At 65.0% G+C, this 20,605-nt stretch carries 14 protein-coding genes and 4 pseudogenes; 16 read left to right on the forward strand and 2 right to left on the reverse strand.

Annotated elements, in window-relative coordinates:
- Positions 1-36: 36 nt before the first annotated feature.
- From IPP28_09030 to IPP28_09040, 3 genes are read left to right on the forward strand one after another with little or no spacing between them, the layout of a single operon-like run.
- Entirely contained in the window at positions 37-1,929 is a 1,893-nt protein-coding gene (locus IPP28_09030; GenBank protein MBL0041167.1) for an SUMF1/EgtB/PvdO family nonheme iron enzyme, read from the forward strand.
- A 43-nt stretch (positions 1,930-1,972) separates the two neighbouring features.
- Positions 1,973-2,860 carry a M48 family metallopeptidase gene (locus IPP28_09035; GenBank protein MBL0041168.1) on the forward strand — a complete coding sequence of 296 codons (888 nt, stop codon included), beginning with the start codon at positions 1,973-1,975 and terminating at the stop codon, positions 2,858-2,860.
- A complete protein-coding gene (locus IPP28_09040; protein ID MBL0041169.1) occupies positions 2,857-4,041 on the forward strand; it encodes a class I SAM-dependent rRNA methyltransferase in 1,185 nt (394 codons plus the stop codon). The genes IPP28_09035 and IPP28_09040 overlap by 4 nt, the downstream gene beginning before the upstream one ends.
- Before the next feature lie 13 nt (positions 4,042-4,054).
- Here IPP28_09040 and IPP28_09045 read toward each other — a convergent pair whose 3' ends face one another.
- Positions 4,055-4,642, reverse strand: coding sequence for a dual specificity protein phosphatase family protein (locus IPP28_09045; protein ID MBL0041170.1), 588 nt, complete (start codon positions 4,640-4,642; stop codon positions 4,055-4,057).
- Positions 4,643-4,729: 87 nt separating this feature from the next.
- On the opposite strand from IPP28_09045, the gene IPP28_09050 reads away from it, so the two are divergent.
- From IPP28_09050 to IPP28_09105, 12 genes and pseudogenes are all read left to right on the forward strand, one after another.
- A complete protein-coding gene (locus tag IPP28_09050; protein MBL0041171.1) occupies positions 4,730-6,268 on the forward strand; it encodes a DUF4080 domain-containing protein in 1,539 nt (512 codons plus the stop codon).
- Positions 6,268-7,047, forward strand: coding sequence for a hypothetical protein (locus IPP28_09055; protein ID MBL0041172.1), 780 nt, complete (start codon positions 6,268-6,270; stop codon positions 7,045-7,047). Before IPP28_09050 ends, IPP28_09055 begins: the two co-directional genes overlap by 1 nt.
- 124 nt (positions 7,048-7,171) lie before the next feature.
- On the forward strand, positions 7,172-7,585 hold the full coding sequence (locus tag IPP28_09060) for a lactoylglutathione lyase (GenBank protein ID MBL0041173.1): 414 nt from the start codon (positions 7,172-7,174) through the stop codon (positions 7,583-7,585).
- A gap of 1 nt (position 7,586) precedes the next feature.
- The gene (locus IPP28_09065) at positions 7,587-8,072 is read left to right on the forward strand and encodes a VOC family protein (protein MBL0041174.1); all 486 of its coding nucleotides are present in this window, start codon (positions 7,587-7,589) and stop codon (positions 8,070-8,072) included.
- Positions 8,072-8,323, forward strand: coding sequence for a YdeI/OmpD-associated family protein (locus IPP28_09070; GenBank protein MBL0041175.1), 252 nt, complete (start codon positions 8,072-8,074; stop codon positions 8,321-8,323). Before IPP28_09065 ends, IPP28_09070 begins: the two co-directional genes overlap by 1 nt.
- A gap of 68 nt (positions 8,324-8,391) precedes the next feature.
- On the forward strand, positions 8,392-10,434 hold the full coding sequence (gene uvrB, locus IPP28_09075; GenBank protein ID MBL0041176.1) for an excinuclease ABC subunit UvrB: 2,043 nt from the start codon (positions 8,392-8,394) through the stop codon (positions 10,432-10,434).
- A 178-nt stretch (positions 10,435-10,612) separates the two neighbouring features.
- Entirely contained in the window at positions 10,613-12,340 is a 1,728-nt protein-coding gene (locus IPP28_09080; protein MBL0041177.1) for a DUF11 domain-containing protein, read from the forward strand.
- Between the two features lie 3 nt (positions 12,341-12,343).
- Positions 12,344-12,670: pseudogene (locus IPP28_09085) on the forward strand (DUF11 domain-containing protein).
- A pseudogene (locus IPP28_09090) lies at positions 12,659-13,789 on the forward strand (hypothetical protein). The pseudogenes IPP28_09085 and IPP28_09090 overlap by 12 nt, the downstream one beginning before the upstream one ends.
- A 414-nt stretch (positions 13,790-14,203) precedes the next feature.
- Positions 14,204-14,680 (forward strand): annotated as a pseudogene (locus tag IPP28_09095) (DUF11 domain-containing protein).
- A gap of 291 nt (positions 14,681-14,971) precedes the next feature.
- Positions 14,972-15,409, forward strand: a pseudogene (locus IPP28_09100) (hypothetical protein).
- A gap of 181 nt (positions 15,410-15,590) precedes the next feature.
- Positions 15,591-17,801 carry a DUF11 domain-containing protein gene (locus IPP28_09105; GenBank protein MBL0041178.1) on the forward strand — a complete coding sequence of 737 codons (2,211 nt, stop codon included), beginning with the start codon at positions 15,591-15,593 and terminating at the stop codon, positions 17,799-17,801.
- 43 nt (positions 17,802-17,844) lie between these two features.
- Here IPP28_09105 and IPP28_09110 read toward each other — a convergent pair whose 3' ends face one another.
- On the reverse strand, positions 17,845-18,696 hold the full coding sequence (locus IPP28_09110) for a DUF1003 domain-containing protein (protein MBL0041179.1): 852 nt from the start codon (positions 18,694-18,696) through the stop codon (positions 17,845-17,847).
- Positions 18,697-18,812: 116 nt separating this feature from the next.
- On the opposite strand from IPP28_09110, the gene IPP28_09115 reads away from it, so the two are divergent.
- Complete coding sequence (locus IPP28_09115; GenBank protein ID MBL0041180.1) at positions 18,813-20,603, forward strand: acyl-CoA dehydrogenase; 1,791 nt, start codon at positions 18,813-18,815, stop codon at positions 20,601-20,603.
- Positions 20,604-20,605 lie beyond the last annotated feature (2 nt).

Consider the following 20,605-nt stretch of genomic DNA (forward strand, 5'->3'; position numbering starts at 1 on the left):
TGATTGCAGACCAGCGCCCGCGGAGATACCCGAGGCATGTCGGAACGGATGCAGAAACGCGAGTTCTACGGCGCCGTGGCCGGGGTCGCGTTGCTCGTGTTCGCGATGGCCTGGCGCTGGCTGTTCCCGTGGCTGGAGCGCATCGACTGGTCGCGGCCCGCGGTGCCGGTGGTCGAGGCGGTGCCGGAGCGCGTCAGGGAACTGGCAGCCCAGGCCGAGTCGGCGCCGCCGGACGAGGTGATCGAGGAAGAACCCGTACCACCGCCGGGACAACTCGACGAAGCACAACGCAAGCAGGTCGACGAATGGCTGACCGCAGCCAACGCGGCGGTGGAGGAGCGGCGCTGGCTGTCGCCGGACGACGACAATGCCTTGCGCTGGTTCGGCAAGGTGCTCGATCTCGATCGTGGCCATGCGAAAGCGCGAATCGGACGCAGTGCCGTGCTCGATGCACTGTTCGTGCAGGCGGATCACCTGCTGGATGAGGGCGACGCCAAACTGGCCGAAGATCTGGTCGATGCACTCGATCAGCACGGCATCGACGATCGGCGTGCGTCGGTCATCGCCCTGCGCATCACCCGACTCGCGGACGTGCGCGCGCAATTGGCCGAGGCGGCGCAGCGCATTGCCGCCGGCGCGATCTTCGAACCCAGCGACGCCAGCGCAGTCGCGGCTTTCCGCCAGGCACTGGTGCTCGACCCGCGCAATCGGGCTGCGGCGAAAGGCCTGGGCGACATCGAGAACCAGGTGCTGGATGACGCCTTGCGGGCGGCGTCGGAGCAACGCTTCGCCGATGCCGATGCGCTGTTCGTGAAGGCAGTGTCGATCGGTGCCGAGTCCTCCAATCGCGCCGACTACGAACAGAAGATCGGCGAACTCAAGGCACGTGCGAGCGAGGATTTCCTGCTGCGTGCCGAGGCGGCGCTGGCCACCCGAGACCTGGCCAACGCCGCGATCCTGCTCGAACAGTCGCGTGCGCTCGGCGCGGCGCCCGAGCGCATTGCCGCCGTCGAGCAACGACGCGCGAATGCCGCCTTGTATGCGAACTACCAGCCCGGCGACCGCTTCAGCGATGCCTTCAAGGATCGCAGTGGCGAAGGCCCGCAGCTGGTCGTGGTGCCGGTCGGCGAGTTCCTCATGGGGTCGCCGGACAGCGAGCCCGGACGCAGCGCTGCCGAGGGGCCGCAGCATCCGGTGCGCATCACCCGCCCGTACGCATTGGCGCGCAACGAGATCACCGTCGCCGAATTCCGTCGCTTCGTGCGCGAGTCCGGTTATCGCAGCGATGCCGAGCAGCGCGGCGATTCGAATGCCTACGACGAACGCACCGGGCGCATCGTCAAGCGCAAGGACGTGTCCTGGGACAGCGATTTCCAGGGGGGGCGCGCGAAGACCGCCGAGCCGGTCGTGCATGTGTCCTGGAACGATGCCGCCGCCTATGCGGCCTGGCTGAGTACGGCCACCGGACAGCGCTATCGCCTGCCCAGCGAAGCCGAGTTCGAGTTTGCACTGCGTGCCGGCACCACCAGCATCTATTGGTGGGGCGATGGCCATCCGACGCGCCTGGTCGGCAATCTGACCGGCGACGGCGATCGATCCCGCAGCAAGCGCACCTGGGCCAAGTCCTTCGATCACTATCGCGACGGCTTCTGGGGGCCTGCGCCGGTCGCGCGCTTCGAGGCCAACGGCTTCGGTCTGTTCGACCTGGGAAGCAATGTCTCGGAATGGGTCGAGGACTGCTGGCACCAGAATTTCCTGCGCGCACCGGAAGACGGCTCGGCCTGGGTCAATCGCGGTTGCGTGAAACGCGTGGTGCGCGGCGGTTCGTGGGGGAGCGAGCCGGATCAGGCGCGTTCGGCGTATCGGCTCGGTGTCGCCGCGGATACCGGCAGCGCGCGCGTCGGCTTCCGCGTCGCCCGCGACCTGTAGCCACTACACTCCTTCGTTTCGCCCGGGCGCGACTGGAACAGCCATGGATGCACGATTCGGAATGAACGGCCAGCGTCGCCGCGGCGGCATGCGCTGGTGGGTGCTGCTGCTGTTTGCCGGTTATCTCGGCTACTACTGGCTCAGCCATCGCCAGGAGGCCTCGTTTACCGGCCGCACGCAGATGGTCGATACGACGATGGATCAGGAAGTCGCGCTCGGCCTGCAGGGCTTCGAGCAGATTCTCGGCCAGTCGCAGGTGGTCACGACCGGAGAGACCGTCAATTCGGTGCGCGAGATTGCCCGTCGTCTGATCGAGGCCGGTCCGAAGCTGGAACAGTATCTGGCGACGACGCGCGGTGTTCAGGCGACCACGCCGTGGGACAAGTTCGAGTGGGACGTCGCAGTGATCGAGTCGGAGGAGGCCAACGCGTTCTGCCTGCCTGGCGGCAAGATGGCGGTCTATACCGGCATTCTGCCGATCACCCGGAACGATGACGCCCTCGCCAACGTGATGGGCCACGAGATCGCGCATGCCATCCTGCGCCATGGTGCGGAGCGCATGGCGCAGCAAAAACTGGTGCAGCTGGGTTCGGTCGCGGCCGGCATGTCGACCAGCGACATGGACCCGCGCCAGCGTCAGTTGCTGATGGCCGCGATCGGCGTCGGCACGCAATTTGGCGTGACCTTGCCGTTTTCGCGCAGTCACGAATCCGAGGCCGATCATGTCGGGTTGATGCTTGCGGCTGCGGCCTGCTTCAACCCGGCCGAGTCGATCGGCCTGTGGCAGCGCATGGGGGAGCATTCGGCCGGCAAGGCGCCGCCGGAGTTCATGTCCACCCATCCGTCGTCCGAAACACGCATCCAGCGCTTGCAAGCCTGGATGGATGAAGCGAACCAGATTCGCGCTCAATTCTGCGGGAACCAGCAATGAAGAATATCCAGGCCCAGGACGCACTGCCGGTGGTGCGACTGAAGATCGAACGCAAGTCGAATCATCCGTGGATCTTCCAGAAGATGGTCGAGAAACCGGAACCGAAGCCGCGTCCCGGCAGCATCGTCGAAATCTACGATCGCGAAGGCACGTTCTGCGGCCGGGGCTTCTACAACGGCCATTCGCGCATCACCCTGCGCGTGCTCAGCGAGGATCCGGACGAAGCGATCGATGACGACTTTTTCCGTCGCCGCATCGCCGAGGCCATCGATTTGCGTCGCAATGTCCTGAAGCTCGATGCCGTGACCGATTCCTATCGCGTCGTGCATTCGGAAGGCGATGGGCTCTCCGGGCTGGTCGTCGACCGCTTCGGATCACTGCTGGTGATCGAATACTTTTCGGCCGGCATGTGGAAGCAGCGCGATCTGGTGCGGCGCATCCTCGACGAACAGTTTCCGAACTCGACCATGTACTGGTTCGCCGAGGAACATGTCGCCAAGCAGGAAAGTTTCGACTGCAACGTGCCGAGCCCGCCGCCGCCGGTCACCATCACCGAACACGGTCTCAAGTTCCGGGTCGCGGCCGGTGGACGCCACAAGACCGGCTTCTTCTGCGACCAGCGCGACAATCGCCGGCGTCTCGCCGATTTCACCCAGGGCGCGCGCGTGCTCGACCTGTGCTGCAACTCGGGTGGTTTCGCGGTCTATGCGAAGGCCCTCGGAGGCGCCGAGGAAGTGGTCGCGGTCGATCTCGACGAGCAGATCATCGAAGTCGCCAAGCACAACGCGCAGCTGAACAAGGCCAAGGTGCGCTTCATCCACGCCGACATCTTCCCGTGGCTGCGCGACGCCGCGAACAACGGCGAAGAATTCGACACCGTCATCCTCGACCCCGCGAAGATGACGCGTGACCGCGAGCAGGTGATCCCGGCGCTGAAGAAATACCTCGACATGAACAAGCTCGCGCTCGGCGTCGTGAAGCCGGGCGGCATCTTCGTCACCTGTTCCTGCACCGGCCTGGTCAGCGAAGAACAGTTCCTCGACATGATCCGCCGCGCTGCCTTCTACGCGAACCGCACCGTACAGATCCTCGAAGTCCGCGGCGCCGGTCCGGACCACCCGTGGATGGCCCACGTCCAGGACTCGCGCTACCTCAAAGCCGTGTTCTGCCGGGTGTTTTGAAGTCGACTGACCGTCAGTTCTCGAAGCCGAGCTTGGTCAGGTCTTCGCTGCGCACGAGGGTCAGACGTTCGCCGGTGAGGCGTTCGAGGGTGTGCGGCCAGCCGCCGACGGCTTCGAGCAGATGTGCGGCTTCATCCGGGGTCTTGCCGAGGTATTTCATCGCGTAGGCGGCATAGACGTTGCTGGCGCGCCAGCCGACCGTGCAATGCAGCAGGATCTTGCCGTTGCTGGCATCCACTTGTTTCGCGAAGGCCGCGAGCAATTCCGGCGTGTAGGCCTCGGCCTTGTCGATCGGGTGGGTGCTGTAGGCGATGCCGAGCGCGGCCAGTTCGGCACGTTCGTCGAAGCCGATGTTCTCGACGGTCATTTCTTCGGTGCCGCGCACGTTGAAGACCTGGACGATGCCGCGCTCCTTCAGCGACTTCAGGTCGGCCAGCGTCGGTTGTCCGGCGACGACGATGCGGTCGAAGCTGCGTGCTTTGTCGAAGGCGGACTCGGGTGCGGCGGGCACGGCGTTGGCGGCAGACGGCGCCGGTTCGCGCGAAGTGGCGCAGGCACCGAGCAGCATCGTCAGCAACAGGAGGGGCAGGGCAGGGCGCATCGTGGACTCCGCGGTGATCGAGTGGGAGGCGCGAGCATGCCGCGGCCACCCCGGTACGGGAAGTGTCGGCTCCGTCATAATGTGCCGATGACCGACATCGTTCTCGCCACCCTCAATGCGCGTTATGCCCATGCCTCGCTGGGATTGCGCTACCTGCGCGCCAACCTCGGTAACCTGCGCGAGCGCTCCTGCATCCGCGAATTCGTGATCGGACAGAAGAGCGAGGAGATCGTCGAACAGATCCTGGCGGAGCGGCCGCGCATCGTCGGACTGGGCGTCTACATCTGGAATGTCGACGAGTCGACGCGGCTGGTCGCGATGCTGAAATCGGTCGCGCCCGAGATCATCGTCGTGCTCGGTGGTCCCGAGGTCAGCTACGAGACGAACGAGAGCCGCATCTGCGGCTATGCCGATTACGTCGTCACGGGTTGGGGCGATGTCACCTTCGCGAGCCTGTGCGCGCAGCTGCTCGCCGGCGAGACCCCGGTCGCGAAGATCATCCCGGGTGAGCAGCCGCCGCTGGAACAGTTGGTCCTGCCTTACGGCGAATACGGCGACGAGGATGTCTCGCGTCGACACATCTACGTCGAAGCCTCGCGCGGCTGTCCGTTCAAGTGCGAGTTCTGCCTGTCGGCGCTGGACAAGACCGCCTGGCCGTTCCCGCTCGAGGCTTTTCTCGCGCAGATCGACACCCTGTGGCAACGCGGCGTGCGCCAGTTCAAGTTCGTCGACCGCACTTTCAACCTCAAGGTCGACACCTCGCTCGCCATTCTCGGGTTCTTCCTGGACAAGCTCGACGCGAATCCGGCCGATCCGCCCTTCGTGCATTTCGAGCTGATTCCCGATCATCTGCCGGACAAGCTCAAGGCCGGCATCGCGAAGTTTCCGGCGGGCACCCTGCAGTTCGAGATCGGCATCCAGACGTTCGACGCGGCGACGCAGGCGCGCATCTCGCGGCGCCAGAAGAACGAGGTTGCCGAAGCGAATATCCGCTGGCTGCACGAACACTCGCAGGCGCACCTGCATGTGGACCTGATCGCCGGTTTGCCGGGCGAGGACGTGGACAGCTTCGCCGCCGGCTTCGACCGACTGGTGCGCATGGGGCCGCACGAAATCCAGTTCGGGATCCTGAAGCGGCTGCGCGGTGCGCCGATCGCGCGCCACACCATCGAACACGGACTGCGCTTCAATCCGGAGCCGCCGTACAACATCCTCGCGACCGACGTGATCAACTTCGCGACCATGCAGCGCCTGTCGCGCTTCTCGCGCTATTGGGACATCGTCGCGAACTCCGGGCGCTATCCGCGCACGACGCGGTTGCTGCTCGGCGATGCGCCGTTCGCACGCTTCTTGGCCTTGTCCGACTGGCTGTACGCCAAGACGAAGCAGACCCATGCGCTGGCCCACGAGCGCCTGGTGCATTTGCTGCACGAGCATCTGGTCGACGTGCAAGCGCTGGATCGGGGCGACGTCGAGGTGGCCGTGCTCGCCGACTATCGCGACGCCGGTGGCCGCACGCGACTGGCCTTCGAAGCGCCGGATTCGGTGCTGCCGTCACCGCGGCCGCGCAAGGCGGCCAGCGCGACGCCGGCGCGGCAGGCCCGGCATCGGGCAGGAGAGGGATGATGCGCATGTTCCTGTGGGGGCTGGGTCTGTTCCTGTCGACGGCCGCGCGGGCCGATCCCCCGTATTCGGGCACCATCTTTCTCGATCCTGACATCATCACGTCCAGCGACCCGACGACCTATAGCGGGCTCACCTATACCGGCCGGGGCAACCGGGTGATGTTTGACCGTCGAGTCAACGCCTTCGTGACCTACAACGCTTATCTGTTCAATGCCTTCTACAGCGATGGACTTCAGATCGAATTCCAGGTCAATCCCGAGTACGGGAGCGTTGCATCGGCCCAGGTGGAAGTGGCGTTGTATGCGCCGGTGATCGGGCGTCTGCCGCGCGCGCTGCGCGCCAATGTCCTGACTGGTTGGGTACATCGTGGCGACGAGGCCTTCGGCGGCGGCAACCAAAACCTGCTCATCCATACCGGATCGATCGCGCAGAGCTACATCGCCGACGGCATTCTCGAAGAAGCCTTCGTACATGAAGCGTCGCATTCGTCGCTCGACGGCCCGCACGCGGCATCGTCCGGATGGCTGGCTGCGCAGCAGTCGGACGCCGAGTTCATCTCGACCTACGCCCGCGACAATCCCACCCGGGAAGACGTGGCCGAAACCTTTCTCGTTTACCTCGCGGCGCGCTGCCGATCGTCGCGTGTGCCGGTCGCCATGGTGAACACCATCGAGGCCACGGTGCCGGCGCGGCTCGACTATTTCGAGTCGGCGCAACTCGCGCTGGCACCGGTGGTTTGTGACTGGGAAGTTTTTCGCAACGGGTTCGAAACGCCGTAGACGCAGCCCCGGTCCAAGGCGGCCGAAACGATCGTGTTCGTTGGTGTCGAAATACCCGCTGTCCGTTCGACTAGATCCAGACGATGCAGCCGATCGTCGACCCCAACCCAGAGGAGCTGTCGCCATGCCCAAGACCATCATCATCAGCCTGCCCGTCACCGATCTCGAAGCATCGGTGCGCTTCTACACAGCCCTCGGCTTCGTGCACAGCCCGCAATGGTCCGACGACACCGCGGCGCACTTCGTCTGGAGCGAGACGATCAGCGTGATGCTGCTGACCCAGGCCAAATGGCAGACCTTCACCACGCGACCGATTCCGCCGCCGACCTCGAGCGAGGTGGCGCTGGGCCTGTCTTGCGACAGTCGCGCGGAGGTCGATGCGATGAACGCGGCCGCAGCCGCGCATGGCGGCGTCGCCGACATCAATCCGGTCCAGGACCATGGCTTCATGTACGGCCGCGACCTGATGGACCCAGACGGTCACATCTGGGCGCCCATGTGGATGGATCCGGTCGCGATGGCGGGCGAGGGCGCGTGACATGAGCACACCTGCGAAGAACACGATCTGCCTCTGGTACGACCGCGACGCCGAAGCTGCGGCACGGTTCTATGCCGCCACCTTTCCGGACTCGTTCGTCGGCGCCGTGCATCGGGCGCCGGCCGACTTTCCGTCAGGAAAGAAAGGCGATGTCCTGACCGTCGAGTTCAGCGTGCTCGGCATTCCCTGCGTCGGGCTGAACGGCGGGCCCGCGTTCAAGCACAGCGAGGCGTTTTCGTTCCAGGTCGCGACCAAGGATCAGGCCGAGACCGACCACTACTGGAACGCGATCGTCGGGAACGGCGGCCGCGAAAGTGCCTGCGGCTGGTGCAAGGACCGTTGGGGCCTGAATTGGCAGATCACGCCGATCGTGCTCGTCCAGGCGGTGACCAGTCCCGATCCGGCGGTGGCTCAGCGCGCGTTCGAGGTGATGATGACGATGCGCAAGATCGACGTCGCGGCGATCGAAGCGGCCGTTCGCGGTTGATGGCCACGACCAAGCTCGAGCACGGCACCGTGCATCCGTTGCCGCCGGATCTCCGCAAGGCGATCGCGGCGGATGCCGTCGCGACCAGTGTCTGGATCGACATCACGCCGCTGGCGCGCAACGAGTGGATTTGCTGGGTCACCTCGCCCAAGAAGGAAGAAACCCGGCGCAAACGCATCGACGTCGGCATCGACAAGATGCGCTCGGGCCTGCGTCGCCCCTGTTGCTGGCCGGGGTGTCCGCATCGCTGAATGCGGCCGGGGGCGATGCGCGCCTTCCGTTCGATGTGCCGGATCAAAGGCTCTGCGACAATGCCCGAATGACCGATGACGCCATCCCGTTTCAGCTCGTTTCCGAGTACCAGCCGGCGGGCGATCAGCCCGAGGCGATCCGCAAGCTGATCGAAGGCTTCCAGGCCGGGCTGGCGCACCAGACCCTGCTCGGCGTGACCGGATCGGGCAAGACCTACACGATCGCGAACGTGGTCCAGGCGGTCCAGAAGCCGACCATCGTGATGGCACCGAACAAGACCCTGGCAGCGCAGTTGTACGGCGAGTTCAAGTCGTTCTTCCCGAACAACGCGGTCGAATACTTCGTCTCGTACTACGACTACTACCAGCCCGAGGCCTACGTGCCCTCGAGCGACACCTACATCGAGAAGGATGCCTCGATCAACGAACACATCGAGCAGATGCGCCTGTCGGCGACCAAGGCCCTGCTCGAACGCAAGGACGCGCTGATCGTCGCGACCGTGTCGGCGATCTACGGCCTGGGCGACCCGGGCGAGTATTTCCGCATGGTCATCCATCTCGTGCGCGGCGATCGCGTCGAGCAGCGCGAATTGATCCGTCGCCTCACCGAGATCCAGTACGAGCGCGGCGAGTTCGAGCTGAAGCGCGGTTCCTATCGCGTGCGCGGCGAGACCATCGACGTGTTCCCGGCCGAGTCCGAACAGGACGCGATCCGCATCGAACTGTTCGACGGCGAGATCGAGCAGCTGTCGGTGTTCGATCCGCTGACCGGGCACATCCGCCGCAAGCTGCCGCGCTGTACGATCTTTCCCGGCTCGCACTACGTCACCACGCGGCGCACGGCACTGGAAGCGATCGACACGATCAAGGCCGAATTGTCTGAGCGGCTGGAACAGCTGTATGCCGCGAACAAGCTGGTCGAAGCGCAACGCCTGAAGCAGCGCACCCAGTTCGACCTGGAGATGATGGCCGAGGTCGGCTACTGCAACGGCATCGAGAACTACTCGCGACACCTCACCGGCTACGCGCCCGGCGAGCCGCCACCGACCCTGTTCGACTACCTGCCGGCCGATGCGCTGCTGGTGATCGACGAATCGCATGTGACGGTTCCGCAGGTCGGCGGCATGTATCGCGGCGACCGCTCGCGCAAGGAGACCCTGGTCGAGTTCGGATTCCGCTTGCCTTCCGCGCTCGACAACCGGCCGCTGAAGTTCGAGGAGTTCGAACGCCGTTCGCCGCGTGCGATCTATGTCTCGGCGACGCCGGGGCCTTACGAACTGGAACGCAGCGGCGATGCGGTGGTCGAGCAAGTGGTGCGCCCGACCGGTCTGGTCGATCCCGAGGTCGAAGTGCGCTCGGTGCGCACTCAGGTCGACGACCTGCTCAGCGAGATCCACAAGCGCATCGCGATCGGCGACCGTGTGCTGGTCACGACCCTGACCAAGCGCATGGCCGAGAATTTGACCGAGTACTACGGCGAGCAGGGCATCAAGGTGCGCTACCTGCATTCGGACATCGAGACCGTCGAGCGCGTCGAGATCATCCGCGACCTGCGCCTCGGCAAGTTCGACGTGCTGGTCGGCATCAACCTGCTGCGCGAAGGCCTGGACATGCCGGAGGTGTCGCTGGTCGCGATCCTCGACGCCGACAAGGAAGGCTTCCTGCGCAGTGCCGGTTCGCTGATCCAGACCATCGGCCGCGCCGCTCGCAACCTGCGCGGACGCGCGATCCTGTATGCCGACAAGATCACCCGCTCGATGCAGATCGCAATGGGCGAGACCGAGCGCCGTCGCACCAAGCAGGTCGCGCACAACACCGCGCATGGCATCATCCCGCGCTCGGTGAGCAAGGCGGTGGCCGATTACATGGAGGGTGCGCGAGAGGCCGCGAACGACGAGTCGGTGCCCGCCGGCAAGCGCGGGCCGCGGCAGATGTTCCGGGTCGCGGAGGAAAAGATCGACTACGCCGTGCTCGATCCTCAGAAGCTCGCCGCCACCATCCGCAAGCTCGAGGCGCAGATGTACAAGCACGCGCAGAATCTGGAGTTCGAGGAAGCCGCTAAGGTCCGCGACGAGATCCGTCGTGCGCGCGAGCAGGGTCTGATGCGATAGGAGTGGCGCCGTCACCATTGTTTTCCGGGCGCGGCAAGAACTCTCGCTCCTTTGGGCGACTCCCTGCGCAACTGTGATCACGATCACGGATAGACTGCGCCCTGAATCACGTTTGCCGGCACAGGAGTGGCTTCCTGTCGGCGTCGCTTTTCCGGAATTCGGTCGACGGTGGTTGTGAATGAAGACGATGTGGATGTCGCTCGACAAGGCGGCACGGACGCGTGTGCAGTCGTTCCTGGCCCTTGGTCTGCTGCTGGTGCCGCTTGCATCCCAGGCAGCGATGTCGGTCACGCCGTTGACCTGGAACATCGTCGGCCTCGACAGCAATAGCCCGGCCACTGGGCCGAAGCATTTCCCGGTCGGTGCCCGCGTCTGCAGCACGGTGGCCACGACGAATGTCGCGGTGTCCCTGGTCTGGGACAGTGCGAACGCCAACGTCAACATCCGCCCCGGCACGAATTCGGCGCTGAATTTCCCGTCGATTGCCGCGAATGCGTGCGTCGACGCCTACTACGAGGTCGAAATCACGCCGGTACCGGCGGCCTATGACACGACCCGTCGTTATCACATCGTCGCGACCGACGGCAGCGGGAGTTTCTCCAGCCCGGTGCCGCGCGAATTGTATGTCGAGCGCCTGGTTTCGCAGAGCCGCAATGCGATCACCAACGTCCGCTACGGGCCGAACCCGTCGACGCTGACCGTGGTGCCGCCCGGCGGCGGCATGAGCCTCGTGGTCGGCAACACCTACACGATCGAGCTGTCCGGCGGTACCGCCACGCAGGGCTACGAACAGTTCGAGGCCTTCATCAATTTCACCAATACGATCTTCCAGATCCTGGACGTCACGACCACGTATTCGGCGGACACGACGACCCATGTCGACAGTCCGAACGACAAGCTCTACGGTGACGCCTGCTTCTGGGAAAACGACTTGAACAGCCCGCTGTATCGCGCCTGCCGCGATGTCGGCAAGATCGGTGGCAGCAACGTGGTGTCGCTGTACACCATCAAGATCATCGGTGGTGGCGGCACGGCGCAGACGCTGAACACGCTGCTCTACGACTTTTCCGGCAGTTCTTACCATTACAACGCCGACTTCGGGTTGGGCGCGCGCATCGGCAACATCATCGACCCGACCACGGCCACGATCGCCAAGAGTTTCACGCCGTCGACCATTCCGGTCGGTGGCGTGTCGACGCTGAAGCTGACCTTGAGCAATCCGAATACCGGCACGCTCAGCGGCTACAACTTTACCGACCCGCTGCCGGCAGGCATGACGGTCGCGAATCCGCCGAATGCGACGACCAGCGGTTGCGGCACGCCGACCTTTGCGCCGATCGCCGGCGCCACGTCGCTGTCGTTCTCCAACGGCACGGTGGCCGCGAGCGGCAGTTGCACGATCACCGTGAATGTCACGACCGCCGGTACCGGCAGCTTCGTGAACACGACCAATCACCTGTTCATCGACGCCACCGATACCGGCGATGATGCGACGGCGACCCTGACCGTCAACAATGCGCCGCCGCCGCCGGTGTGCACGCCGAATCTGACGATGGCGAGCTGGGCATTCGGCACGACGACGCTGCCGCCGCCGACCACGTTCAAGGCAGGCAACGTCGCCACTGCGACGGCGGCCTTCACCGAGCGCGGCGGCAACACGCCGAATTCGATCGATACCGTGAACGGCCAACCTGCGAACTCCTGGGCTGGTACCGGCTGGAACCGTAGTGCCGATCCGGTGCCCACGGCGGCGACGACGTCGTATTTCGAGTTTTCGGTGGCGACCGCGAATTACGCATCGCAGCCGGTGTCGATCGCGTTCCAGGCCAACCCGATCAGTGGCTGGGCCAATCCGAGCGACAACGAACTCTACGTGTTCGCGAGTGTCGATGGCGGTGCATTCTAGACCGTGTTCTCGAGCACGACCATCCAGCGCAACACCTGGAACACCATTCCGGCGAGCGCCGCAGGTTCGGCGGGGTCGAGCAACACGGTATTCCGGATCATCGGTCGCGGTCGCAGCAATGGTTCCCCGAATGCGCCCTTGCTGGTCGACAATGTCGTGATCAGCGGTTGCGGCGTGCCTGCCCAACCCACGATCGCCAAGGCGTTCTCGCCGAATCCGATCGCGGCCGGTGCAACCTCGACCTTGACCTTCACATTGACGAACACGAATTCCGTGGCGCTCACCGGCGCCACGTTTGCCGACGCGTTGCCGACCGGCATGACCGTGTCGACCGCCGGCTTCGTGAGCAATACCTGCGGCTTCAGCGCCACCGCCCCGATCGTGGGCGCGACCAGTCTCGCCTTCAGCGGCGGCACCATTCCCGCAACCGGCACCTGCACCGTTGCGGTCAATGTCACCAGTTCGGTGCCGGGTCCGAGCACCAACATCAGTGGCTTCATCTCGACCACGCAGACCGGCGAGAACAGTGGTCCTGGCGGTTCCGCGGTCGCGACGCTGACGGTGATCGTGCCGCCAGTGATCGACAAGCTGTTCGCACCGAATCCGATTCTTCCCGGGGGCACCACGACCCTGACCTTCACCATCGCCAATCCCAACGTGAACAACGCGATGGCCGGCGTCGCCTTCAGCGACACCTTCCCGGTGGCGCCGGGTGCGATGGTGGTGGCGGCCGTGCCGAATGCGAGCACGACTGGCTGCGGCGCACCGACTTTTGCGCCGACCGCTGGCGCCGGATCGGTAGCGTTCAGCGGCGGCAGCATCGCTGCGGGTGCAACCTGCACGGTGAAAGTGAATGTCACTGCACCTGTCGCAGGCAGCTACAACAACACGACCGGTCCGGTGTCGCACATCGTCAACGGCGTGCCGGTCAACGGCAATACCGGCAATGACATCCTGACGGTGAATCCGCCGACGCCCGGCATCGCCCTGCTCAAGGAAGTCGGTGCGAGCGCCGTTGGACCTTGGGCCTCCTACCTCACGGTCGAATTGCCGGCCAGTGTCTGGTATCGCTTCACGATCGAGAACACCGGCGACGTGGCACTGACCAGCCTTGGCTTGAATGATCCGCTGCTCGGTGGCGCGGTCAGTTGCGCACCCGCCTTGCCTGCGTCGTTGCCGGTCGCCGACGTGTTCGACAACGACCACATCTTCACCTGCGTCGCCGGGCCGTTTGCAGCCGCGTCAGGCGTGATCACCAATACGGCAACGGCCAGCGGCACCGGCGGCACGCCGGTCAATGACACCGACAGCGCGACCTATGCCAATGCCGCCATGAGCATCGACAAGTCGGCGGCCCCGGCCACGTATTCGACGGCCGGCAACGTGATCACCTACACCTTCGTGGTCACCAATACCGGCAATGCCACGCTCGCCGGTCCGATCACCGTGCTCGACGACCAGACCACCAACGAGACCTGTCCGGCTCTAACCACCATCGGTGATTTCGACAACTTCTTCGATCCGGGCGAAGCGCTCACCTGTTCGGCGACCTACACGATCACGCCGGCTGACGTGATCTCGGGCAGCGTCGTCAATGTCGCCTCGGCCACGAATGGCACGATCGATTCGCCGACCGATACCGCGACCGTCAATCTGATCGGTCCACGTCTGACGCTCGACAAGAACGCGAGTCCCAGCCCGTTCGTGGTGGGCTTGCCGGCCAGCTACACCTTCACGGTGACCAACAACGGCAGCGCGAACACCAGCGGCAACATCGTGGTCAGCGACACCTTGCCGGCCGGCATCACACTGGCGAGCTTCAGCGGCGCGGGCTGGAATTGCATCACGGTCGGTACGCCGAACGTGACCTGCACCTACAGCGGCGCGGCGTTGACGCAGGCGCCCGCGGGCGGTTCGGCGACCACGGTGACGATCAACGTCAACGTCGCGGCCAGCGCGACGACCGGCAACAACACCGCCACGGTCAGCGGTGGCGGTGACCCGACCTGTCCGGCTGCGGCACCCTGTACCGACACGGTGCTGGTGCCGGTGGTCGCACCGGTCCTGGTGACCAGCAAGGTCGGCGTGCTGAACAACGCCGTGGTGTTGCCCAACACATCGACCGAGGCGGGCGACCAGATCAACTACACGATCACCGTCACCAATAACGGTACCGGTCCGGCGACCAACGTGAACGTGGTCGATCCGCTGATCGGCGCGCTGACCTGCGCCCCCGCGCTGGGTTCGACCTTGAATGCCGGCGCGTCGATGGTCTGCACCGGCACCTACACGCTGACGGCGCTCGACATCGGCAATGCCTCGGTCAGCAATACCGCGACCACGACGGCCGGCAATGTCTGCAATCCGACCACCGCCGGTTCGATCTGCAGCGATACGCAAGTCACCCCGCTCGGTGTCGTTCCGGTGCTGACCACGACCAAGACCGGTGTGCTGAACAATGCCGTGGTGGCGCCGAACGACCAGAGCAATCCGGGCGACACCATTGCCTACACGATCCTGGTCAGCAACATCGGCAATGCGGCCGCGACGAATGTCGTCGTGACCGACCCGCGCCTGCCCGGTCTCGTCTGCGCACCGGTCAGCGGTTCGACCCTGGCGGCCGGCGCGACGATGACTTGCACCGGCACGTACACGCTGGTGGCGGGCGACATCACGACCGGTTCGGTGAGCAATACCGCGACCACGACCGCGACCAATGTCTGCAACCCGACCACGACGGGTTCGACCTGCTCGGATACCGAAGTGACGCCGCTGGCCCTGGTGCCGATCCTGACCGCGACGAAGACCGGCGTGCTGAACAATGCCGTGGTCGCACCCAACGACCAGAGCAATCCGGGCGACAGCATCGCGTACACGATCACGGTCGTGAACTCGGGCAATGGTCCGGCGACGAACGTCGTCGTGACTGATCCGCGCCTGCCGGCCCTGGTCTGTGCGCCGGTCAGTGGCTCGACGCTCGCCGCAGGCGCGACGATGACCTGCACCGGCACCTACACATTGGTGGCGGGCGATGTCACGACCGGTTCGGTCAGCAACACGGCGACGGTGGGCGGCGGCAATGTCTGCAACCCGACGACCGCGGGATCAACCTGTTCCGATACCGAAGTGACGCCGCTGACCGTGTTCCCGCTGCTGACCACGACCAAGACCGGTGTGCTGAACAATGCCGTGGTCGCACCCAACGACCAGAGCAATCCGGGCGACAGCGATTGCCTACACGATTACGGTCGTGAACTCGGGCAATGGTCCGGCCACGAATGTCGTCGTGACCGATCCGCGTTTGCCGGGATTGGTTTGCGCCCCCGTCAGTGGTTCGACCCTGGCGGCCGGCGCGACGATGACTTGCACCGGCACCTACACGCTGGTCGCGGGTGATGTCACGACCGGTTCGGTGAGCAATACCGCGACCACGACCGCGACCAATGTCTGCAATCCGACCACGACGGGTTCGACCTGTTCGGATACCGAAGTGACACCGCTGACCCTGGTGCCGATCCTGACGACGACCAAGACCGGCGTGCTGAACAATGCCGTGGTCGCACCGAATGACCAGAGCAATCCGGGCGACACCATTTCCTACACGATCACGGTCGTGAACTCGGGCAATGGTCCGGCCACGAATGTCGTCGTGACCGATCCGCGCCTGCCCGGTCTCGTCTGCGCCCCAGTCAGTGGTTCGACCTTGGCAGCTGGCGCAACGATGACCTGCACCGGCACTTACACGCTGGTGGCGGGCGATGTCACGACCGGTTCGGTCAGCAACACGGCGACGGTGGGCGGCGGCAATGTCTGCAACCCGACGACCGCCGGTTCGACCTGTTCCGACACCGAAGTGACGCCGCTGAATGTGTTCCCGCTGCTGACCACGACCAAGACCGGCGTGCTGAACAATGCCGTGGTCGCGCCGAACGACCAGAGCAATCCGGGCGACACGATTGCCTACACGATTACGGTCGTGAACTCGGGCAATGGTCCGGCCACGAATGTCGTCGTGACCGATCCGCGTTTGCCGGGATTGGTGTGCGCCCCCGTCAGTGGTTCGACCCTGGCGGCCGGCGCGACGATGACTTGCACCGGCACCTACACGCTGGTGGCGGGCGAGATCACGACCGGTTCGGTCAGCAATACCGCGACCACGACCGCGACCAATGTCTGCAACCCGACCACGACGGGTTCGACCTGTTCGGATATCGAAGTGACACCGCTCGCGGTCTTCCCGTTGTTGACCACGACCAAGACGGCCGTGCTGAACAACACCGTGGTGCCGCCGAACGATCAGAGCAACCCGGGCGACACCATCGCCTACACGGTGACGGTGGTGAACTCGGGCAACGGCGCGGCGACGAATGTGACGGTCAATGATCCGCTGCTGCCTCTGTCCTGCACGCCCGCGAGCGGCTCGACCCTGGCGGCCGGTGCGACGATGACCTGCACGGGGACCTATGCACTGACACCCACCGATGTGGGCACCGGTTCGGTCAGCAACACGGCGACGGTGATGGGTGGCAACGTGTGCAATCCGACCACGCCGGGATCGACCTGCAGCGACACCCGCGTGACGCCGCTCGGCCAGGTGCCAGTGCTGACCACGACCAAGACCGCGGTGCTGAACAATGCCGTGGTCGCGCCGAACGACCAGAGCAATCCGGGCGACACGATTGCCTACACGATCACCGTGGTGAACTCGGGCAATGCCGCGGCCACGTCGGTCAATGTCGCCGATCCGATGATCGCTGCGTTGTCCTGCACCATCGCCAGTGTGCCGACGAGCTTGCCGACGACGCTCAACGCCGGTGCGTCCCTGGTCTGCAGCGGTACCCATGTGCTGACGACGATCGATATCGGCAATGGCTCGGTGAGCAACACCGCGACCACGTCCGGCGGCAATGTCTGCAACCCGACCACGCTGGGTTCGACCTGCAGCGACACCGAGGTGACGCCGCTGGTGCTGCTGCCGGATCTGGCCCTGGTGAAGTCGCACGGCGGCAGTTTCGTGCGTGATCAGGCGGGTGGTTCCTACACCTTGACGGTCAGCAACGTCGGTCCGGTGGCCAGCGGCGGATTGGTCACGGTCGTCGATAGTTTGCCGGTCGGGCTGACGGCCACCGTCATCAGTGGCAGCGGCTGGGCCTGCACCCTGGGCACGCTCACCTGCACGCGCTCGGATGCGCTGGCCGCGGGTGCCAGCTATCCGGCGATCACGATTCTGGTCAGCGTCGCGGCGAATGCACCGGACAGCATCATCAACTTCGCCGGCGTCAGCGGCGGTGGCGATACCAACCCGGACAACAACACCGACGACGATCCGGTGACGGTCAGCAACGGCACGCCGCTGGCCCCGACGGCACCTGTGCCGATGGATGCACGCTGGGCCTTGTTGCTGCTGATCGGCCTGATGATGATTCCGGGGCTGCGCGCAGCCTCGCGACGTCCCGCCTGAGATCTCGGGATGCAGGCAGCGTGCCGATCGGCGCGCTGCCTGCTTACGGCCCGCGCAGCATGCCGAGCTGCTTGTCCAGGCGCCGGAATCGCTCCATCATCTCGGCATAGATCTGGTCGGTCTTCTCGTGCAAGTGCGCGACCTCAAGCTCGGCCTTGATGTTGATCTCGTACTCGATGTCGGAACGGACGCGGTCCTTCTCGGCCTGACGGTTCTGGCTGATCAGCACGAAGCAGGACAGGAAGATCGCTTCGAGCGAGACGATCATCGTCAGCAGCCCGAATGGATACGGATCGAACGCCGGTACGCCCAGCGGCAGCGTGTTCAGCGCGATCCAGATGACGAACCAGGCGCCGTTGATCAGCAGGAAGGGCATGCTGCCGCTGAACCACGAGATCCAGTCGGCGATGCGCTGGAACGTGCTGAGCCGCTCCTGGACCTCTTCGTTGACGTTGCGCGAGACCCGCGTGCGCAGCAGGTCGTCGGCCTTGCGCGTCATGTGCCCCATCGCCGCAAGCAGGCGCAGGGCCGCCATCGGGGTCTTCTGGAACAACAGGATCAGGTCATCGCGGTCCATCTCCAGCAATTCGCTGTCGACCAGCGCGATCGCGGTGGCGCTGCGTGGCCCGTTGTCCAGCAAGGCCAGCTCGCCGAAGATTTCGTTGCTCGACGCGACCGTCAGCACGATCTTCTGCCCGGTGGTGTCGCGGATGAACAGCTCGATCTCGCCGCTGCGCACGATGTACAACGATTCGCCCGGATCGCCCTTGCTGAACAAGGTCGCGCCGGCATCGAGACGGCGCAGGTCGACCACTCGCGCGAGCCCGATGCGGTCCTCCTCGCTCAGGTGCTCGAACAGTTCGACGCCGGCCAGCATCTCGGGTTCGCAGGACATCGGTCTCTCCCAGTGCGTCGATCGAGTGTACGCCGCTGCAGCAAGGGGTGGCAGACCATACGCTTGTCGGCGAACCGGTTCCTGCGCCACAGTCCCGCGATGCCCACGGAGACGCCATGAGCCACAGCCCGTTGATCGATCGCCGCCATCTCGATTTCGTCCTGCACAACCTGCTCGGCATCACGCAATTGACGCGCTACCCGCGTTACGCCGAGCACGCTCGCGACATCTTCGATGCAACGATCGATCTCGCCCACCGCATCGCGATCGAGAAGTTCCTGCCGCACAACCGCAAGTCCGATCTGAACGAGCCGCATCTGCTCGACGGAAGCGTGCAGCTGATTCCCGAGATCGGGGATGCAATGCGGGCCTACAACGAGGCCGGATTCACCGCGATCATGGCCGATGCCGGGGATGGCGGCCTGCAGTTGCCGTTCGTGGTCGCGACCGCCTGCGATGCGCTGTTCGCGGCGGCGAACCTCGGCACCTCCGCTTACCCGGCCTTGGCCCGTGCGGCCGCGAACCTGCTCGACGCGCATGCCTGCGACGACCAGAAGCGTCGCTACATGGTGCCCATCCTCGAAGGCCGCTGGTTCGGCACGATGTGCCTGTCGGAACCGCAGGCCGGGAGTTCGCTCGGCGACATCACGACGCTGGCGACGCCACAAGCCGACGGCAGCTACAAGATCTGCGGCGCCAAGATGTGGATCAGCGCCGGCGAACACGAGCTCGGTGCCAACATCGTGCATCTGGTCCTGGCCAAGATCGTCGGCGCGCCGCCCGGCGTGCGCGGCATCAGCCTGTTCATCGTGCCGCGTCACAAGGTCGCCATGGATGGTTCGATCGGTGCACCCAATGACGTGCGTCTCGCCGGACTCAACCACAAGATGGGCCAGCGCGGCAGCGTCAACACCTTCCTGAAATTCGGCGAGCAGGACGACTGCATCGGTGAATTGGTCGGCGAGCCGCATCAGGGCCTCGGCTACATGTTCCACATGATGAACGAGGAGCGCATCGGCGTCGGCGTCGGTGCCGTGCAGCAGGGCAGTGCGGGCTATCTGTATGCGCTGAACTACGCGCGCGAACGCAGGCAGGGTCGTCATCCCGACCAGAAAGATGCGAACGCGCCACCGGTGGCCATCATCGAGCACGCCGACGTGCGGCGCATGCTGCTGTGGCAGAAGTGCGTGGTCGAGGCCGGACAGATGTTGTGTCTCTATGCCGCGCTGCAGGTCGATCGCGCCCATGATCCGGACGCAGGCGTTCAACGCGACGCAGGTCTGTTGCTCGACTTGCTGACGCCGATCGTGAAGTCCTGGGGCTCGGATTCATCGCTCAAGGCGAACGAGCTCGCGATCCAGGTCCTCGGCGGCTACGGCTACACGCGCGAATATCCGGTCGAACAGTTCTATCGCGACAACCGCATCAATCCGATCCATGAAGGCACGAATGGGATCCAGGCACTGGACCTGCTCGGGCGCAAGGTGATGCAGCAGGACGGCGCGGCCCTGAAGCTGCTGTTCGCGGCGATGGCCGAGACCTGTTTGCGTGCCGGTGATGACCCCGAGTTGCGCGTTCATGCGCAACAGTTGCAGCAGGGCATGCGCACCGTGGGCGAAGTCACGCGGATCGCCGCGCAGCGCATGGCGGCAGGCGAGGCGCGGGCGGTGCTCGCCAACGCCACGCACTACATGACGGCACTGTCGACGTTGACCGTGGCCTGGCTGTGGCTGTGGATGGCCGACGCCGCGACCCGCGCTCCCGCACTCGATGACGATTTCCGCGCCGGCAAGCGCCAGGCCTGCCGCTTCTGGTTCGCGACCGAGTTCGCCCAGATCGAACCCGCGGCGCGACTGGTCGGCGAGGTCGATCGATCGGCGTTGGAGATGCAGTCCGGGTGGTTCTAAGT

Source organism: Lysobacterales bacterium, from assembly GCA_016721845.1.
Taxonomy (GTDB): domain Bacteria; phylum Pseudomonadota; class Gammaproteobacteria; order Xanthomonadales; family Ahniellaceae; genus JADKHK01.